This is a genomic window from uncultured Dechloromonas sp., from assembly GCF_945957265.1.
Classification (GTDB): domain Bacteria; phylum Pseudomonadota; class Gammaproteobacteria; order Burkholderiales; family Rhodocyclaceae; genus Azonexus.
Genome location: NZ_CAMFKO010000004.1, coordinates 16,438 through 31,493 on the forward strand (window position 1 = coordinate 16,438; position 15,056 = coordinate 31,493).

The following is a 15,056-nucleotide window of genomic DNA, read 5'->3' on the forward strand; positions in this document are numbered from 1 at the left end:
GCTGTCCCGGCTTAGGCCAGGCGTTCCGGCAGCACGTCGCGGAGCAGCACGGCGGCGTCGCGGATCATCTTTTCGGTGGTCTCCCAGCCGACGCAGCCGTCGGTGACCGAGCAGCCGTACTTGAGCTGGCTCAGTTCGGCCGGAATCGGCTGATTGCCGGCTTCGATGTTCGATTCGATCATGGTGCCGACCAGCGATTTGTTGCCGAGGCGAATCTGGTTGACCACGTCGGCCATGACCAGCGGCTGCAGTTCCGGTTTCTTGGAACTGTTGGCGTGCGAGCAGTCGACGACGATGTTGGCCGGCAGCTTGGCCTTGACCATGGCCTGTTCGGCGATGGAGACCGAGACGGTGTCGTAGTTGGGGCGGCCGTCGCCGCCGCGCAGCACGACATGGCCGTAGGCGTTGCCCTTGGTGCGGACGATGGCGACCTTGCCGGTGCCGTTGATGCCGAGGAAGGAGTGCGGGCGCGACGCCGACAGGATGGCGTTGACCGCGACGCTGAGATCGCCGTTGGTGGCGTTCTTGAAACCGACCGGGGTGGACAGGCCGGAGGACATTTCGCGGTGGGTCTGCGATTCGGTGGTGCGGGCGCCGATGGCGGTCCAGGTGATCAGGTCGCCGTAGTATTGCGGCGAGATCGGGTCGAGCGCCTCGGTGCCGGTGGGCAGACCGAGCTCGTTGATCTGGAGCAGGAATTCGCGGGCCTTCTGCATGCCGATGTCGACACGGAAGCTGTCGTCCATGAACGGGTCGTTGATGTAGCCCTTCCAGCCGACGGTGGTGCGCGGTTTTTCGAAATAGACGCGCATGATGATCTGCAGCACGTCGCCGACTTCGTCGGACAAGGCCTTGAGGCGGCGGGCGTAATCCAGGCCGGCGACCGGGTCGTGGATGGAGCAGGGGCCGACCACGACGAAGATGCGCGGGTCCTTGCGCTCGAGAATCTTGCGCAGCAGGTTCCGGCCGTGGGTCACGGTGTGCGCCGCCTTTTCGGAAATCGGCAGGCGGGCGTGGATTTCCTCGGGGGTGGGCATGGCGTCGAAGGCGCCAACGTTCAGGTTCTCGGTATTCTTGGTCGTCATTTGCTCAGCTCGCGAATCATGTCTTTCACCGCCTGCACCTTGTCGTTCAAGGACGGGCAGTGGCGTAAAAGAGAAATTTTATCCTGTCCGGCTAATTTATAGTTCCGGTTGTTCTGGATCAAATGAATTATCTTGATTGGCTCGATAGGCGGGTTTTTGGCGAACTCCGGGCCGAACTGTAGCGTGATCTGGTCGGTCGAGGCATCGAGCTTCTGGATGCACAACGGTTTGGCGACCAGGCGCAGGCGGTGCGTGGCGAGCAGCGACTGGCCCTGCAGCGGCAGCTCGCCGAAGCGGTCGATCAGCTCTTCCTGCATGGCGTCGATGTCTTCGGCGGTTTCGCAGTTGGCCAGGCGCTTGTAGAGCGTCAGGCGCTCATGCACATCCGGGCAGTAGGCGTCGGGCAGCAGGGCGGGCGTGCGCAGGTTGATCTCGGTGCTGATGCCGAGCGGCTGGGTCAGGTCGATGTTGTCGAGGTTCTTGCCCTGCTTGAGGTGGGCGACGGCGCGATTGAGCATGTCGGCGAAGACGTTGAAGCCGACTTCCTGCATTTCGCCCGACTGGTTGTCGCCGAGCACTTCGCCGGCGCCGCGGATCTCCAGATCGTGCATGGCGAGGAAGAAGCCGGCGCCGAGTTCTTCCGACATCTGGATCGCTTCGAGCCGTTGCTTCGCCTGCTTGGTCATCGCCTTCTCGTCTTGGACCAGCAGGTAGGCGTAGGCCTGGTGGTGCGAACGGCCGACGCGGCCGCGCAGCTGGTGTAGCTGGGCGAGGCCGAACTTCTCCGAGCGGTTGATCAGGATGGTGTTGGCGTGCGGATTGTCGATGCCGGTCTCGATGATGGTCGTGCACAGCAGCAGGTTGGCGCGCTGCTGGGTGAAGTCGCGCATCACGCGTTCCAGCTCGCGCTCGTTCATCTGGCCGTGGCCGATGACGATGCGCGCCTCGGGCACCAGCTTTTCCAGCTTCTCCCGCATGTTGGCTATGGTGTCGACCTCGTTGTGCAGGAAATACACCTGGCCGCCGCGCTTCAGTTCGCGCAGCACGGCTTCGCGGATGATGCCGTCGGAGAATTTGGAGACGAAGGTCTTGATCGCCAGGCGTTTCTGCGGCGCCGTGGCGATCACCGAGAAATCGCGCAGGCCTTCCATCGACATGGCCAATGTGCGCGGGATCGGCGTCGCGGTCAGGGTCAGCACATCGACCTCGGCGCGCATGGCCTTCAGCGTTTCCTTCTGGCGCACGCCGAAGCGGTGTTCCTCGTCGATGATGACGAGGCCGAGGCGGTCGAACCTGACCTCCTTGCCGATCAGCTTGTGGGTGCCGATGATGATGTCGATCTTGCCTTCGGCCAGTTCCTTGAGCGCCTGCGCCGATTCCTTGGCGGTCTTGAAGCGCGATATTTCGGCGACCTTGACCGGCCAGTCGGCAAAGCGGTCGACGAAGGTCTGGTAGTGCTGTTCGCAGAGCAGGGTGGTCGGGCACAGCACGGCCACCTGCTTGCCGCCGGCGACGGCGCAGAAGGCGGCGCGCAACGCGACTTCGGTCTTGCCGAAGCCGACGTCGCCGCAGACCAGGCGGTCCATCGGCTTGCCCGACTTCATGTCCTCGATCACCGCGGCGATGGCTTGCGCCTGATCGGCTGTTTCCTCGAAACCGAAACCGTCGGCGAAAAGCTCGTAGTCGTTTTCCTGGAACTCGAAGGCATGGCCCTGGCGGGCGGCGCGGGCGGCGTACAGCGCCAGCAGTTCGGCGGCGGTGTCGCGCGCCTGCTCGGCCGCCTTGCGCTTGGCCTTTTCCCACTGCCCGGAGCCGAGCGTATGCAATGGCGCCGCTTCCGGCTCGGCGCCGGAGTAGCGGGAGATTACATGCAACTGCGCCACCGGCACGAACAGCTTGGCGGCGTTAGCATAGTGCAGTTCGAGGAATTCCTGCTCGCCGGTGCCGAGGTCCATGCGCACCAGCCCCTGGTAGCGGCCGATGCCGTGGCTTTCGTGCACCACCGGGTCGCCGACCTTGAGTTCGGTCAGGTCCTTCAGCCAGTTGTCGAAACTGGCCTTGCGCGCGGCTTCGCGGCGGGTGCGGCGGGGTGCGCCGGCATAGAGTTCGGTTTCCGTGACGAAGGCAAGGCCGGGCAATGCGAAGCCCGCGTGCAGCGGGGCGACGCCCAGGGCCAGCGGCGCATCGCCCGCGACAAAGGCGGCGAAATCGGCGCTCGCCTCGGGCTTGATGCCGTGTTCGCCGAGCATGGCGGCCAGGGTTTCGCGTCGGCCGGCCGATTCGGCGAGCAGCAGCACGCGGCCCGGGAAGCCGGCGAGGTGGTTCTTCAGCTTGTGCAGCGGATCTTCGGCGCGGCGGTCGACGGCGATGTCGGGCAGCGCGGTCGTCGCGGCATCGCCCTTGTTTTCCAGCGCCAGCCGGCCATAGCCCTTGGCGGCGGTGAAGAAGGCTTCATCCGAGAGAAACAGCTCGTCCGGCGGCAGCAGCGGGCGGGCCTTGTCGCCTTGCAGCAAGGCGTAGCGCGAGCGCGTTTCCTTCCAGAAGGCGTCGATCGCTCCCGGCGCGTCGCCATGGGTGACGAAAACGGCATCCTTCGGCAGATAGTCGAAGACGGTGGCCGTTTCCTCGAAGAAGAGCGGCAGGTAGTACTCGATGCCGGCGCTGGCGATGCCCTGCGAGACATCCTTGTAGATGCCCGACTTGGCCGGGTCGCCTTCGAAGGTTTCGCGGAATTTCTGGCGGAAGCGCGTGCGGCCGCGGTCGTCCATCGGGAATTCGCGCGCCGGCAGCAGGCGGACTTCGGGCACCGGGTAGATGGTGCGCTGGGTATCGACGTCGAAGGTCTTGATGCTCTCGATCTCGTCGTCGAACAGGTCGAGCCGGTAGGGCACCGCCGAGCCCATCGGGAAGAGGTCGATCAGCCCGCCGCGAATGGAGTATTCGCCGGGCGAAACCACTTGCGTGACGTTGGCGTAGCCGGCCAGCGTGACCTGGCTGCGGAACTTCTCGGCGTCGATGGTCTCGCCCTTCTGGAAGGCGAAGGTGTAGGCCGCCATGAATTCGGGCGGAACCAGGCGATAGACGGCGGTCGAGGCCGGCACGAGCAGGATGTCCAGCTCGCCCTGCATGGCCGCCCACAAGGTCGCCAGGCGTTCCGAGACAAGATCCTGGTGCGGCGAGAAGCTGTCGTAGGGCAGGGTTTCCCAGTCCGGCAGCAGGCGCACGCGCAGCTTGGGGCCGAACCACGGGATTTCGTCGAGCAGGCGCTGGGCATCGGCAGCGTTGGCGGTGACGACGGCGAGCAGCTTGCCGCTATTGCGGCCGGCGATTTCGGCGAGCGCCAGGGCATCGGACGAGCCGGCCTGCGCGGGCAGGTCGATACGTGCGCCGGGCTTGGGCAGGGCGGGAAAGGTGGGCAGGGAGGATGACGCGGACACTGCGGGGCGGATGGCGTTGCGGGGCTGGGATTATAGCCGCTTCGACAGGTCCGGCCGGATGATGTTCGGCGTTCGCGGCGATGGCTTCCATCGCGCGCCGCAGTCCGCCGGGAACCGCGCGCACGATGGTGGCGGGTGCGCCTCAGCGGGCCGGGGTGCTCCAGACTTCCTTGCAGGTGGCGATTTCCTCGTCGCTCATCACCGGCTTGATCTGGCAGCGAGCCTCCCAGGCCGCCTGGCGCTGCCGGCGCTCGAGCAGGGCGAGTTCGCGATTCTTGAGCGTCGCCGCGGCATCCTTGCGCTTTTGCTCTTCGTCGGCGCGGATCGCGGCCTGCTCCAGCAATTGGCGTCGCTTTTCCTCGTCGGCGGCGATTTGCGCGTTGCGGGCGGCGCTGTTTTCGGCATCCGCCTTGGCGCGGGCGGCATCGCGTTCCTGGCGAATGCGCCGCAGGTTGGCATCGTCCTCGGCGCCGGTCGATCCGCCGGACGCGGCGTTTGCCGTTGCGTTGCCCGATTGGCCCTCGTCGGAGCGGTGGCGGGAGATCGAACTCCTGACCGCGCCGCCGACATGGCTGTCACCGGTGTGGCTGTCGCTGGCATGAGGGTGCGACCCGGATGACGCGTGAGCGTGCGACGAATGCGAGCGCCCCCTGGCCTCGGCATCGAATGGCAGAGAAACCGCAACGGCAAGGATCGCCGGCAAAATCCCCAGTTTTTTCATGCTGCTCCCCTTGAGTCCTGCTTTTTTGAAATGCGGGGGATTTTATATGACGATGCGAAGCGCGGCAGCGGGAATATTTCACATCCGGGCCCGGCCAAGCAGCCCCGGCGGTGTGGCAAATTCGATATGCCATGGCTTGTGCAAGTGGAATAATCTGCGTTGAAGCCTTTCGTCAAATACGTCGATCGAGGGAGGAATCATGTCCGCATTGCACAGCAAGCTGTCGATTTCGCCGCAAGGCGAGTCGTTTTCCCTGCCCGAGCCATCCGAATACGCTGCCGAGTACGAGCGTGTCCGGAATCTCGCCGAAGCGGCGCGGGCGGCCGGCCAGGAAGTCGTTGTCGTCATGGGCGTCGGCTTCGTCGGCGCCGTGATGGCGGCCATCGTGGCCGATTGCGAGGGGGCGGACGGCCAGCCGAGCAAGTTCGTGATCGGCTGCCAACGCCCGTCGACGCGCTCCTACTGGAAGATTCCGCTGCTCAATCGAGGCGTTTCGCCGGTCAAGGCGGAAGACCCGCAGGTCGATGTCCTGATCGGCCGCTGCGTGCGCGACAAAAAGACGTTGAGCGCGACCTATAACAGCCAGGTGCTCGACCTGGCGGATTGTGTGGTCATCGATGTCCAATGCGATTTCCTGAAGCAGGAACTGGGCAACATGAGGACCGGCGAATGCGACATGGCGGCGCTGGAAGCCACCCTGAAAACGGTCGGCCAGCATATTCGGCCGGACTGCCTGGTGCTGATCGAGACGACCGTGGCGCCGGGAACGACGGAGTTCGTCGCCTGGCCCATCCTGAAGAAGGCCTTCGCCAATCGCGGCATCGCGTCGGTGCCGCTGCTGGCGCACTCCTACGAGCGGGTCATGCCCGGGCGCGATTACGTGGCGAGCATTCGCGATTTCTGGCGGGTCTGCGCCGGATGCGACACGGCGGCCAGGGGGCGGGTCGAGAAGTTCCTGCGCGAGGTGCTCAATACCGACCAGTTCCCGCTGACCGTGATGGACCGGCCGATCGAGTCGGAAACTGCCAAGATCGTCGAGAACAGCTACCGGGCGACGATCCTGGCCTATCTGCACGAATGGTCGCTGTTCGCCGAGCGCAACGGGGTCGATCTGATCAAGGTGGTCGATGCCATCAAGATGCGACCGACGCACAGCAACATGATCTTTCCCGGCCCGGGCATCGGCGGCTACTGCCTGCCCAAGGACGGCGGGCTGGGCTACTGGGCGTACAAGCACATCCTCGGCTTCGAGGATGGCGACAAGGTGTTCCGCATCACGCCGGTGGCCGTCGACATCAACGACACGCGGGCGCTGCATGTCGCCGAGCTGACCCGTGACGCGTTGCGCAACATGGATCGCTACATCGCCGCCTCGCGGGTGTTGATCGCCGGCGCGTCGTATCGCCAGGATGTCGGCGACACCCGCTACAGCGGTTCCGAACTGGTTGTCCGCAAGCTCACCGAAATGGGCGCCGAGATGCGGGCCCACGACCCCTATGTCGATCAATGGTGGGAGTTCGCGGAGCAGGACGCCTATCCGTCTTCCGGCTTGTCATGGAAGCGATTTTTCCGCAATCAGGACGAACTGTCGTCACTCGCCGTCGAGCGCGATCTCGAACGGGCATTGCAGGGGGTCGATGCGCTGATACTGGCGGTGCCGCATGACGCCTATCGCCGCTTGACGCCCGAACAGGTGGTGGCGTGGGCCGGCAAGCCGATTGCCGTTGTCGATTGCTTCGGCATGCTCGACGATGCGACGATTGCCCGTTATTTCGAGCTCGGCTGCGAGGTGAAAGGCTTGGGGCGCGGCCATATCCAGCGGATCAAGCAGGCCTGCCGGAGAACCTGAGCGAGCGTGCATGCCGAATGACGAAGCCCCCGGCGACGGGGGCTTGTTTCTGGCGAAACGAAAGATCGCTGCTGGCGCCTACAGGATGGCCAGCACGTTTTCCGGCGGCCGGCCGATGGCGGCCTTCGACCCGTTGATCACGATGGGGCGCTCGATCAGGCGCGGGTGGGCGGCCATCGCCGCAATCAGGGCATCCTGATCCAGCGCCGGGTCGTCGAGGCCCAGTTCGGCGTATTCGGCCTCGTTCCTGCGCATCAGCTGGCGAGCGTCGGCGAACCCCAGGCGGGTGAGCAGGGTTTTCAGCTCGGCCGGCGAGGGCGCTTGCTCAAGATAGGCGACGATGGTCGGCGCGATGCCTTTTTCCTGCAGCAGCGACAGGGTGTCGCGGCTTTTCGAGCAGCGCGGGTTGTGGAAGATGGTGACGGTCATTGCCTGCCTTACATGCCGAGCGACTTGAGAAGGTCGTCGTGGTCGTTGGAGTCCGGCGCGGCGGCAGCCGTTTTCGGCTGTCCATTGACCTGGGCGAGCAGTTCGTCCGGATCGGGGGCTTCGCCGGCTTCGAAATCGTTCATCTTGATGAACTCGGTGCGGTCCATCGCCAGCTCGAGATAGAAAATGTTGTTGCTGCCGGTGTAGAAGGTCACGCGCCGCGATTCGGGCTTGTCCAGGTTGGTGTCGACGCTGAGCATGACCTGCTTGTTCAGGGCGAGCATCTTGGGCTGGTTCTGGGTGATGTGCGTTTGCAGTTCGCGGGCAACCTTGCCGGTGAAGTCGCCGACGATCTGGTTCATCAGTTCGCCCATGACGTTGCCGACCTCATCGGAGGTGTGGGTGGTGGCCAGCCCTTCCTTGTCCATGCCCATGTGCAGCATGTAGCTCGAGTACAGCTCCATGGCCGCCGAAGCCGAAAAATTGATGACCACCAGGCCGGAGAAGCCGCCGTCGAAGAGCACGAAGCATCCGATATCCGGTTTCAGGCAGGTCTTGGAAATGCGCTGCACCATGCCGGAGTAATGAATCTGGCTTTGCGTGGCGATCGAAAGAACCTTGGTGACCGAATTGCACAGGCTTCTGAGAATATCTTCGGTGCCGTAGACGGTGGGGGTGTCGGATGAGTTCATGGTTCCGGATCAGGCCAGTAATTGGATAAATGGCATATATAGCACAGTTATCAGCTTCGATTGCAGGCAGCGCCTGGAAATCTTCGGGGCGGCGGCCTTGGTGTATGCCAATGGGTTTGCGTGCCTGCGCCTGTCCCCTGCTGGCGGGGAAATGAACGATGGATATTTGACGGTGGTAAAATCGTCCGCATCCCGCAGGAAGCGATCCCCGCGGCTTGGATTTGACCCCGCTGAGTGTTGGAAAAGGTAGAAAAATGGATACCAAATTGAACCAGGAGCGGCGCCAGAAGACGCAGCGGCGCCTCTCGGATTTCGGGCCGCCAGAAGGCTTGACGGAGCGCCGGATCAATATCGAGCGGCGTCTCTTCAATCTCGGTATCGACAGCGCAGGCAACTGGGGCGGCGCGGCGAATTCGGGCGGTTCGCGCGGAAACCCCGTTACCTGCTGATCGATCAGTGTTTTGCGGTGCAGGCCTGGACGGCATCGGCCGCGGCCGCATCGCTCAGCCCGCTCTGTTCGGCGAAGTAGCCGTCCAGCGGGCACTTGAAGCCGGGCGGACAGTTGTGTTCCCGGGCGCATTCGGCCTGAGTCTCGTCGGTCAGCACCAGTTCGCGAACTGCCTCGCAACGGGCGAGGGGTGAGTCGAAGTAGGACATTGCGCTTCCTCCCTTGTTGTGTCGTGCTTAATTCTCAGCATAGCCGCCCGCCGGCGAATGTCCATGCCGGGCATTGCGGCGGCCTATGCGGACAGATGTTCCGCGAACCAGGCGCTGACTTCGGCCAGCCCATGATCGCCGGCGGCGAGCGTGCGCAATTGGTGCTTGCCGTTTAGATGCGCTGCGGCGCGCTGGTAGGCGGCCGCTGCCGGCACATCGTCGGGGTCGACCCGCATCAGCAAGGGGGCCGCCAGCAGTTCGAGTGCCTGCAGCCCGGCACGGTCGACCAGTCCGCCGTGGCAGACCAGCGCCCTGACCTGGATGTCGCGTTGCGCGGCGCAGCGGATGGCCGCCGGCGCCGTATCGCTGCGGGCATGGATGCCCAGCGCGAGATCCTGCATGTCGCCGTCGTTGCGGATCAGGTCGAGCACGTCGAGCAATCGCTGGCTCAGGCGCGGGACGTTCTGCGTGGCGTCGGCAAACTGCAGTTCATGGGCAGTCAGCAGATCCATGGCCAGTACGGCGAATCCGCTTGCCGCCAGGGTGGCCAGCATGGCGTCGTCGTCGGGAACGCGGTGCGAGCGGATGAGCAGGATGAGGCCCCGGGGAGTCTCGGGGCGTTCGAACTGGCCGTGAAGCGAGCCGTGCGGGGTGTGCAGGACGATATGGCGGATCATGGGGACAGGCGGACGGGAATGCGCCGGGGGCCGAAGGCTTGGCCATCGCGCCCCAGCATTTTACCGAAGCGGCCGGCGATGGCGGTCTGGCAGTGCGGGCAGCGGCCTTCGGCAGTCAGCTCGTAGCGGCGGATGGCGTACCAGTCGCGGACAATCAGCGCGGCCTTGCATGCGGGGCAGAAGGTCGTGCCGCCCTCCGGGTCGTGCACGTTGCCGGTGAACACGTGGTGCAGGCCGGCATCGAGCGCGATGCGCCGGGCCTGGGTCAATGTTGCAGGAGGCGTGGGCGGCAGCTCGGTCATTTTCCAGTCGGGATGGAAGGCCGAAAAATGCAGCGGAACGTCCGGTCCCAGCTCCTTCGCCACCCAGGCGGCCAGTTCGTTGATTTCGCCGGGGCTGTCGTTTTGTCCGGGAATCAGCAGGGTGGTGATCTCCAGCCAGCAATCGGTTTCGTGATGGATGGTGGTCAGGGTGTCGAGGACCGGCTGCAGGTGGCCGACGCACAGCTTGTGGTAGAAGCTTTCCGTGAAGGCCTTGAGATCGACGTTGGCGGCATCCATCACGGCAAAGAATTCCCGCGCCGCTTGGCGATGGATGTAGCCCGCGGTGACGGCGACATTGCGGATGCCCTGCTCACGGCAGGCCAGCGCGGTGTCGATGGCGTACTCGGCGAAGATGACCGGGTCGTTGTAGGTGTAGGCGACGGCGTCGGCGCCATGGCGCTTGGCGGCGTTGGCGATGGCTTGCGGGCTGGCGCTGTCCATCAGGCGGTCCATGTCCTTCGACTTGGAGATATCCCAGTTCTGGCAGAACCGGCAGGCCAGGTTGCAGCCGGCGGTGCCGAAGGAGAGGATGCTGCTGCCCGGGTAGAAGTGATTCAGTGGTTTCTTCTCGATGGGGTCGATGCAGAAGCCGGACGAGCGCCCGTAGGTGGTCAGCTGCATCTGCCCGTCGACCATCTGGCGGACGAAGCAGGCGCCGCGCTGGCCTTCGTGCAGCTGGCAGTCGCGCGGACAGAGGTCGCACTGGACCCGGCCGTCGGGCAGGGCGTGCCACCAGCGGCCGGGATGCAGCGTGGGGGCTTTGTTCATGGTGCGGCCTCCTGCCATTTGGTCACGCCGTAGCGTTCGAGCCGGACCTCGGGGCTCCAGTAATCGGCGGGCAAGCCGGCCTTCTGCTTGAGATGGGCCATGAACGCGGCCGGTTCGGGGAGTTGCTCCCAGACCTGGGGCAGGAAGGTCGCCCGGCGCCTGCCGCAGGAGAAAACGATGCCGTCCTCGCCGGGCCGCAGTTGGGCCAGCGCATCGGCTTGGTCGGCGAAGGACAGCGCAACGGCCGGCGTCAGCAGGGAAACCTCGACGCGGGTCAGGGGCAGCTCGCCGGCTGCCAAAGGCGCAAAGCGGGGATCGCGGAAGGCGGCGGCCAGCGCGTTTTCCCGGACATCCTGGCCGAGGGGGCGCCAGGCCTCGAGGCTGCCGATGCAGCCGCGCAACTGGCCGCGCTGGGTCAGGGTGACGAAGGTGGCTGCCGGCTCGTGCAAGGCGGGCAGGTCGGCCGTCGGCTGTGTCGCCAGCCCCAACCGGGCGGCAATCGCGTTGCGGGCCAGGGCCAGCAGGGTGGTTCCGAGCTCAGGCATGGGGATCGGGCTCCTCGAACGCGAAGGCCGCGTAGCCGACCACGCGGTCGCGGTCCCCGGCGGTGTCGCCGGAATTGCACAGGCCGAGCAGGGTCGGCTTCAGGCCGCGGCGGGTCGCAGCCAGCAACAGGCCATTGACCGGGTAGGCGCCGCAGGCCTGCTCCGGGCGAATGTGGGTATCGAGTTGCAGGATGTGCCGGCAGGTGTTGCCATCGACCTGTCGGGCCGTGCCGTAGGGCAGGAAATGGGAAAGATCGGAACTGACGACGATCAGGGTTTCCGGCCCTCCCCACAGGATGTTCAGCACCTCGGCCACCGCCTCCGGGGAGGCATGGCCGACCGCCAGCGGGACCAGCGAGAAGCGCGGCAGGACCCGCTGCAAGAAGGGGAGGTGGACTTCGAGCGAATGTTCGAGGGCGTGCGCCTGCTCGCTGAACACCACCTGCGGCAGGTCGGCGATGCCGGCAATGGCCTGGCTGTCGAGTCGGATGCTGCCCAGGGGCGTGGAAAACGTCCCAGACTCGGGTAGCGCCATGCCATTGACGGCCACCCGGTGGGTCGGGCCGAGCAGGATGACGCGATGGATAGCATCGGCCCAGGGCGCCAGGGCGGCGTAGGCTGCGGCCGCCGTCGCGCCGGAATAGACGTAGCCGGCGTGCGGGGCGATCAGCGCCTTGGGCTGTATGGGCATGTCGTGGCGGGCGGCGGCGAGCAGCCGGTCCACGGTGAGCGCAAGCGTCGCCGGATCGCCGGGGTAGAAGGTGCCGGCAACGGCGGCGGGGCGGGTTCCGAGCATGGCGTAGGCCTCAGACGACGAGCAGTCCGGCGGCCATGCCGCCACCGATGGCGAACAGGCCGGGCAGGGCGTGGCGGGCCAGTTTTCTGCCGCCGATGCTGACGACCAGCCCGATCTTGAATGCCAGGTTGGCCAGCAGCGCCAGCGCAACGGCGATCACCGCCTCGGCGCTGGCCACCTTGTCGAGGTTGAACATGCGCAGCGTCGATAGCACGCTGGCGTCGGCATCGGTCAGGCCGGAAACCAGCGCGACGATGTAAAGGCCGCTGTTGCCGGCCCTGTCCTGCAGCCAGGCGGAGGCCAGCAGCACCACGGCGTAGAGCAGGCCGAAGGAAAAGGCGGTTTTCAGTTCGGTCGGGTTCTTCACTTCCGGCATCGGCAGGTTGTCCGCCGCGCTGAGGATCTTCCAGCCGTAGAGCGCCATGGCGACGCCGGGCACGATGCCGCAGGCAAAAACCACGGCAATCGGCTTGGCCAGGTGGGGGGCGACGACGCCGGCGACCAGCCACAGCCGGATCATGACCATGACGTTGGCGATCAGGATGACGATGGACGACATGCGGACGAGGTCGTCGTGTTCGCGGGCGTGGCGCGAAAACATCATGGTCGTCGCAGTCGACGAGGCCAGGCCGCCGAAGATGCCGAGCACGGCGGCGCCGTGGCGGGCGCCAATGATGCGCAGGGCGAGGTAGCCGGCCAGCGCGAGGCCGGAAATCAGTACCACCATCCACCAGATCTGGCGGGGGTTGATGGCGTTGTAGGGGCCGAAATCCTCGCTCGGCAGGATGGGCAGGATGACGAACGACAGGACCGCGAACTGGAGGATGGAATTGATGTCCTTCGGCGTCGTGCGCTGGCTGAGCTGTTTCAGTTCGGCCTTGAAGTAGAGCAGGATGGTGGTGGTGATGGCGAGCATGACGGCCAGCGTGGCGTAGCCCAGCCAGACGGCCGCGCCGAGGCCGTAGGTGATGACGATGGCGGCTTCCGACGTGAAGCCGCGATACTGCTCTTCCTGCTGCGAGGAAAAGTTGGAGGCGATCATCGCGCCGGCCACCACCAGCAGCCCGACCGCGAGCAGCCAGTGGCTGCCGGAGCGCTCGTCGAGCAAGGCGAACAGGCAGCCGAGCATGGCCACCAGCGAGAAGGTGCGCAGGCCGGCGGCGGAATCCGGGCGGCGCTCGCGCTCCATGCCGATCAGCAGGCCGATACCCAGCGCGGTGGCAAAGGCCTTGACCGGTTCGACCAGCTCGGGGACGACGAAACTCATGCCATTCCTCTTTTTCGGGTGTTCTTCAGTAAAATTAAGCCATGCCACGCCATTACGCAATCGTTCCCGCTGCCGGCAGCGGTTCCCGCTTCGGTGCCGAGAAGCCCAAGCAATACCTCGACCTTCTCGGTCGCCCGCTGATCTTTCACACCCTGGCGGCCCTGGTGGCCTGCCCGGACATCGAGCGGGTATGGGTCGTCCTGGCGCCGGACGACCCGTGGTGGCCGCGCTACGACTGGTCCGAACTGGGCGCCAAGCTGGAAACGGTGCGCTGCGGCGGAGAGACGCGCGCCGAAAGCGTGGCCAATGGCCTGCAGGCGGCATCCATGGTCGCCGCCGACGATGACTGGATCCTGGTGCACGATGCTGCGCGACCCTGTCTATCGGCGTCCATGCTCGATGCCCTGTTTGCCGACCTGGCCAGCGATCCCGTCGGCGGCATCCTCGCCGTGCCGGTCGCCGATACCGTGAAGCGGGCGGATGCCGACCAGCGCGTGGCGGCGACCGAGCCGCGCGACGGCCTGTGGCAGGCGCAGACGCCGCAGATGTTCCGCTACGGCTTGCTCGGCGAGGCGTTGGCGAAGTGCCGTGCGGTGACCGACGAGGCGGGCGCCGTCGAGGCGCTTGGCCTCAAGCCGAAACTGGTGCGTGGCGATGCCACCAACCTGAAAGTCACCTATCCGGCCGATCTCGCCTTGGCCGCCATGATCCTGAGGGCTCGCAAATGAATTTCCGCGTCGGACAGGGCTACGACGTCCATCAACTGGTCGAGGGCCGCAAATTGATCCTCGGCGGCGTCGACATTCCCCACGCCACCGGGCTGCTCGGCCATTCCGATGCCGACGCGCTGCTGCACGCGATTACCGACGCCTTGCTCGGCGCGGTGGCGTTGGGCGACATCGGCCGTCACTTTCCCGACACCGATCCGCGCTACAAGGGGGCCGACAGCCGCGTGCTGCTGCGCGGCGCCGTGGCCTTGCTGGCCGGGAAAGGGTGGCGGCCGGTGAACGTCGATGCGACGATCATCGCCCAGCAACCCAAGCTGGCACCGCACGCCGCGGCCATGGTCGCCAATGTCGCCGCCGACCTGGGCATCCCCGTCGATGCGGTGAATATCAAGGGCAAGACCAACGAACGCCTGGGTTACCTCGGGCGGGAGGAAGCCATCGAAGCCCAGGCCGTCGTCCTGGTCGAGCGTGTCGGCTGAGCCGCGACCGACTGATCATGAACGGCCGCTGACGGCCAGGGTCTTTTTTGCCTTGCAGCCGCCCGAGGCCTTGGCCAGGGTGCTGGCCGACGTGGCGCGGCAGGCGGCGGAGCAGCAAGGGGGGCGCCCCACGCGATGCGCCACGATTCACCTGACGCTGGCTTTCCTGGGCGATGTGCCCGTTGCCGATTTGCCCGTGCTTGAAGCCCTGGGCGAGGGGCTCCGCGGCTTGCGTTTTTCGCTGCGGATCGACCGCCTGGGCTATTGGCCAAACAAGCGCCTGCTTTGGGCCGGCCTGTCCGAGGTGCCGGACGGGCTGCGCTACGTGCAGCGGCAATTGCTGGCGGCGCTTGCCGCGGCGGGCTACCGGACCGATCCGGCGGGGCGCGGCTTTGCCCCGCATCTCACGCTGGTGCGCCGCCTGCCGCCGGACGGCGCCGCTGCGCTGGTGGCTGGCGGGCTGCGGCCGCTGGACTGGCCTTGTTCAAGCTTCGCCCTGTTCCGCTCGGACCCCGGGGCGTCCGGTCCGGAGCATATCGTGCTCCGGGAGTTTCCCCTGGCTTGAGCGAGCCGGCCGGGGCTTGCCGAAAAAAAATCGACATG

At 65.7% G+C, this 15,056-nt stretch carries 16 protein-coding genes; 5 read left to right on the plus strand and 11 right to left on the minus strand.

Annotated elements, in window-relative coordinates:
* Positions 1–11: 11 nt before the first annotated feature.
* The 3 genes from Q0P59_RS03480 to Q0P59_RS03490 all read right to left on the minus strand — a co-directional run bounded on the left by Q0P59_RS03480 (position 12) and on the right by Q0P59_RS03490 (position 5,243).
* Positions 12–1,085: a 3-deoxy-7-phosphoheptulonate synthase gene (locus Q0P59_RS03480; protein WP_295003617.1), complete on the minus strand. Its 1,074-nt coding sequence runs from the start codon at positions 1,083–1,085 to the stop codon at positions 12–14.
* Positions 1,082–4,522: a transcription-repair coupling factor gene (mfd, locus tag Q0P59_RS03485; RefSeq protein ID WP_295003619.1), complete on the minus strand. Its 3,441-nt coding sequence runs from the start codon at positions 4,520–4,522 to the stop codon at positions 1,082–1,084. Before mfd ends, Q0P59_RS03480 begins: the two co-directional genes overlap by 4 nt.
* A gap of 142 nt (positions 4,523–4,664) precedes the next feature.
* Positions 4,665–5,243, minus strand: a complete 579-nt coding sequence (locus Q0P59_RS03490; protein WP_295003621.1) for a hypothetical protein — start codon at positions 5,241–5,243, stop codon at positions 4,665–4,667.
* A gap of 199 nt (positions 5,244–5,442) precedes the next feature.
* Here Q0P59_RS03490 and Q0P59_RS03495 point away from each other — a divergent pair, with 199 nt between their 5' ends.
* A complete protein-coding gene (locus tag Q0P59_RS03495; protein ID WP_295003623.1) occupies positions 5,443–7,092 on the plus strand; it encodes a UDP binding domain-containing protein in 1,650 nt (549 codons plus the stop codon).
* Between the two features lie 78 nt (positions 7,093–7,170).
* On the opposite strand, the gene arsC is transcribed toward Q0P59_RS03495, so the two are convergent.
* A complete protein-coding gene (gene arsC, locus Q0P59_RS03500) occupies positions 7,171–7,521 on the minus strand; it encodes an arsenate reductase (glutaredoxin) (RefSeq protein ID WP_295003625.1) in 351 nt (116 codons plus the stop codon).
* Positions 7,522–7,529: 8 nt separating this feature from the next.
* The gene (locus tag Q0P59_RS03505; protein WP_295003627.1) at positions 7,530–8,213 is read right to left on the minus strand and encodes a DUF3334 family protein; all 684 of its coding nucleotides are present in this window, start codon (positions 8,211–8,213) and stop codon (positions 7,530–7,532) included.
* Positions 8,214–8,467: 254 nt separating this feature from the next.
* Between Q0P59_RS03505 and Q0P59_RS03510 the strand changes: the two genes are divergently transcribed.
* Positions 8,468–8,662 (plus strand): hypothetical protein, encoded by a 195-nt coding sequence (locus Q0P59_RS03510; RefSeq protein ID WP_295003629.1) that lies wholly within the window; start codon positions 8,468–8,470, stop codon positions 8,660–8,662.
* A gap of 4 nt (positions 8,663–8,666) precedes the next feature.
* Here the strand turns inward: Q0P59_RS03510 and Q0P59_RS03515 are convergent, their stop codons facing one another.
* The 6 genes from Q0P59_RS03515 to Q0P59_RS03540 all read right to left on the minus strand — a co-directional run bounded on the left by Q0P59_RS03515 (position 8,667) and on the right by Q0P59_RS03540 (position 13,246).
* Entirely contained in the window at positions 8,667–8,870 is a 204-nt protein-coding gene (locus Q0P59_RS03515) for a hypothetical protein (RefSeq protein WP_295003631.1), read from the minus strand.
* A gap of 83 nt (positions 8,871–8,953) precedes the next feature.
* Positions 8,954–9,547 (minus strand): hypothetical protein, encoded by a 594-nt coding sequence (locus Q0P59_RS03520; RefSeq protein ID WP_295003633.1) that lies wholly within the window; start codon positions 9,545–9,547, stop codon positions 8,954–8,956.
* A complete protein-coding gene (gene amrS / locus Q0P59_RS03525) occupies positions 9,544–10,638 on the minus strand; it encodes an AmmeMemoRadiSam system radical SAM enzyme (RefSeq protein ID WP_295003635.1) in 1,095 nt (364 codons plus the stop codon). The genes Q0P59_RS03520 and amrS overlap by 4 nt, the downstream gene beginning before the upstream one ends.
* Positions 10,635–11,183, minus strand: coding sequence for an AmmeMemoRadiSam system protein A (gene amrA, locus Q0P59_RS03530; protein ID WP_295003637.1), 549 nt, complete (start codon positions 11,181–11,183; stop codon positions 10,635–10,637). Before amrA ends, amrS begins: the two co-directional genes overlap by 4 nt.
* Entirely contained in the window at positions 11,176–11,979 is an 804-nt protein-coding gene (gene amrB / locus Q0P59_RS03535; protein WP_295003639.1) for an AmmeMemoRadiSam system protein B, read from the minus strand. The genes amrA and amrB overlap by 8 nt, the downstream gene beginning before the upstream one ends.
* A 10-nt stretch (positions 11,980–11,989) precedes the next feature.
* On the minus strand, positions 11,990–13,246 hold the full coding sequence (locus tag Q0P59_RS03540; RefSeq protein WP_295003641.1) for an MgtC/SapB family protein: 1,257 nt from the start codon (positions 13,244–13,246) through the stop codon (positions 11,990–11,992).
* 41 nt (positions 13,247–13,287) lie between these two features.
* Here Q0P59_RS03540 and ispD point away from each other — a divergent pair, with 41 nt between their 5' ends.
* Genes ispD through thpR form a run of 3 tightly spaced genes read left to right on the plus strand, consistent with a single transcriptional unit; the run spans position 13,288 to position 15,018 of the window.
* Positions 13,288–13,974, plus strand: coding sequence for a 2-C-methyl-D-erythritol 4-phosphate cytidylyltransferase (ispD, locus tag Q0P59_RS03545; RefSeq protein ID WP_295003643.1), 687 nt, complete (start codon positions 13,288–13,290; stop codon positions 13,972–13,974).
* Positions 13,971–14,453: a 2-C-methyl-D-erythritol 2,4-cyclodiphosphate synthase gene (gene ispF, locus Q0P59_RS03550; protein ID WP_295003645.1), complete on the plus strand. Its 483-nt coding sequence runs from the start codon at positions 13,971–13,973 to the stop codon at positions 14,451–14,453. The genes ispD and ispF overlap by 4 nt, the downstream gene beginning before the upstream one ends.
* Positions 14,443–15,018, plus strand: a complete 576-nt coding sequence (gene thpR, locus Q0P59_RS03555; protein WP_295003647.1) for an RNA 2',3'-cyclic phosphodiesterase — start codon at positions 14,443–14,445, stop codon at positions 15,016–15,018. The genes ispF and thpR overlap by 11 nt, the downstream gene beginning before the upstream one ends.
* The last annotated feature ends 38 nt before the right edge of the window (positions 15,019–15,056 follow it).

What these genes read in the sequence shown, in the direction of transcription:
- Q0P59_RS03505 (WP_295003627.1), bottom strand. Translation starts at nt 8,213, where the DNA reads ATGAACTCATCCGACACCCCCACCGTCTACGGCACCGAAGATATTCTC.
- arsC (WP_295003625.1), bottom strand. Translation starts at nt 7,521, where the DNA reads ATGACCGTCACCATCTTCCACAACCCGCGCTGCTCGAAAAGCCGCGAC.
- Q0P59_RS03480 (WP_295003617.1), bottom strand. Translation starts at nt 1,085, where the DNA reads ATGACGACCAAGAATACCGAGAACCTGAACGTTGGCGCCTTCGACGCC.
- Q0P59_RS03490 (WP_295003621.1), bottom strand. Translation starts at nt 5,243, where the DNA reads ATGAAAAAACTGGGGATTTTGCCGGCGATCCTTGCCGTTGCGGTTTCT.
- Q0P59_RS03520 (WP_295003633.1), bottom strand. Translation starts at nt 9,547, where the DNA reads ATGATCCGCCATATCGTCCTGCACACCCCGCACGGCTCGCTTCACGGC.
- Q0P59_RS03495 (WP_295003623.1), top strand. Translation starts at nt 5,443, where the DNA reads ATGTCCGCATTGCACAGCAAGCTGTCGATTTCGCCGCAAGGCGAGTCG.
- amrA (WP_295003637.1), bottom strand. Translation starts at nt 11,183, where the DNA reads ATGCCTGAGCTCGGAACCACCCTGCTGGCCCTGGCCCGCAACGCGATT.
- amrB (WP_295003639.1), bottom strand. Translation starts at nt 11,979, where the DNA reads ATGCTCGGAACCCGCCCCGCCGCCGTTGCCGGCACCTTCTACCCCGGC.
- Q0P59_RS03515 (WP_295003631.1), bottom strand. Translation starts at nt 8,870, where the DNA reads ATGTCCTACTTCGACTCACCCCTCGCCCGTTGCGAGGCAGTTCGCGAA.
- Q0P59_RS03510 (WP_295003629.1), top strand. Translation starts at nt 8,468, where the DNA reads ATGGATACCAAATTGAACCAGGAGCGGCGCCAGAAGACGCAGCGGCGC.
- amrS (WP_295003635.1), bottom strand. Translation starts at nt 10,638, where the DNA reads ATGAACAAAGCCCCCACGCTGCATCCCGGCCGCTGGTGGCACGCCCTG.
- ispF (WP_295003645.1), top strand. Translation starts at nt 13,971, where the DNA reads ATGAATTTCCGCGTCGGACAGGGCTACGACGTCCATCAACTGGTCGAG.
- ispD (WP_295003643.1), top strand. Translation starts at nt 13,288, where the DNA reads ATGCCACGCCATTACGCAATCGTTCCCGCTGCCGGCAGCGGTTCCCGC.
- Q0P59_RS03540 (WP_295003641.1), bottom strand. Translation starts at nt 13,246, where the DNA reads ATGAGTTTCGTCGTCCCCGAGCTGGTCGAACCGGTCAAGGCCTTTGCC.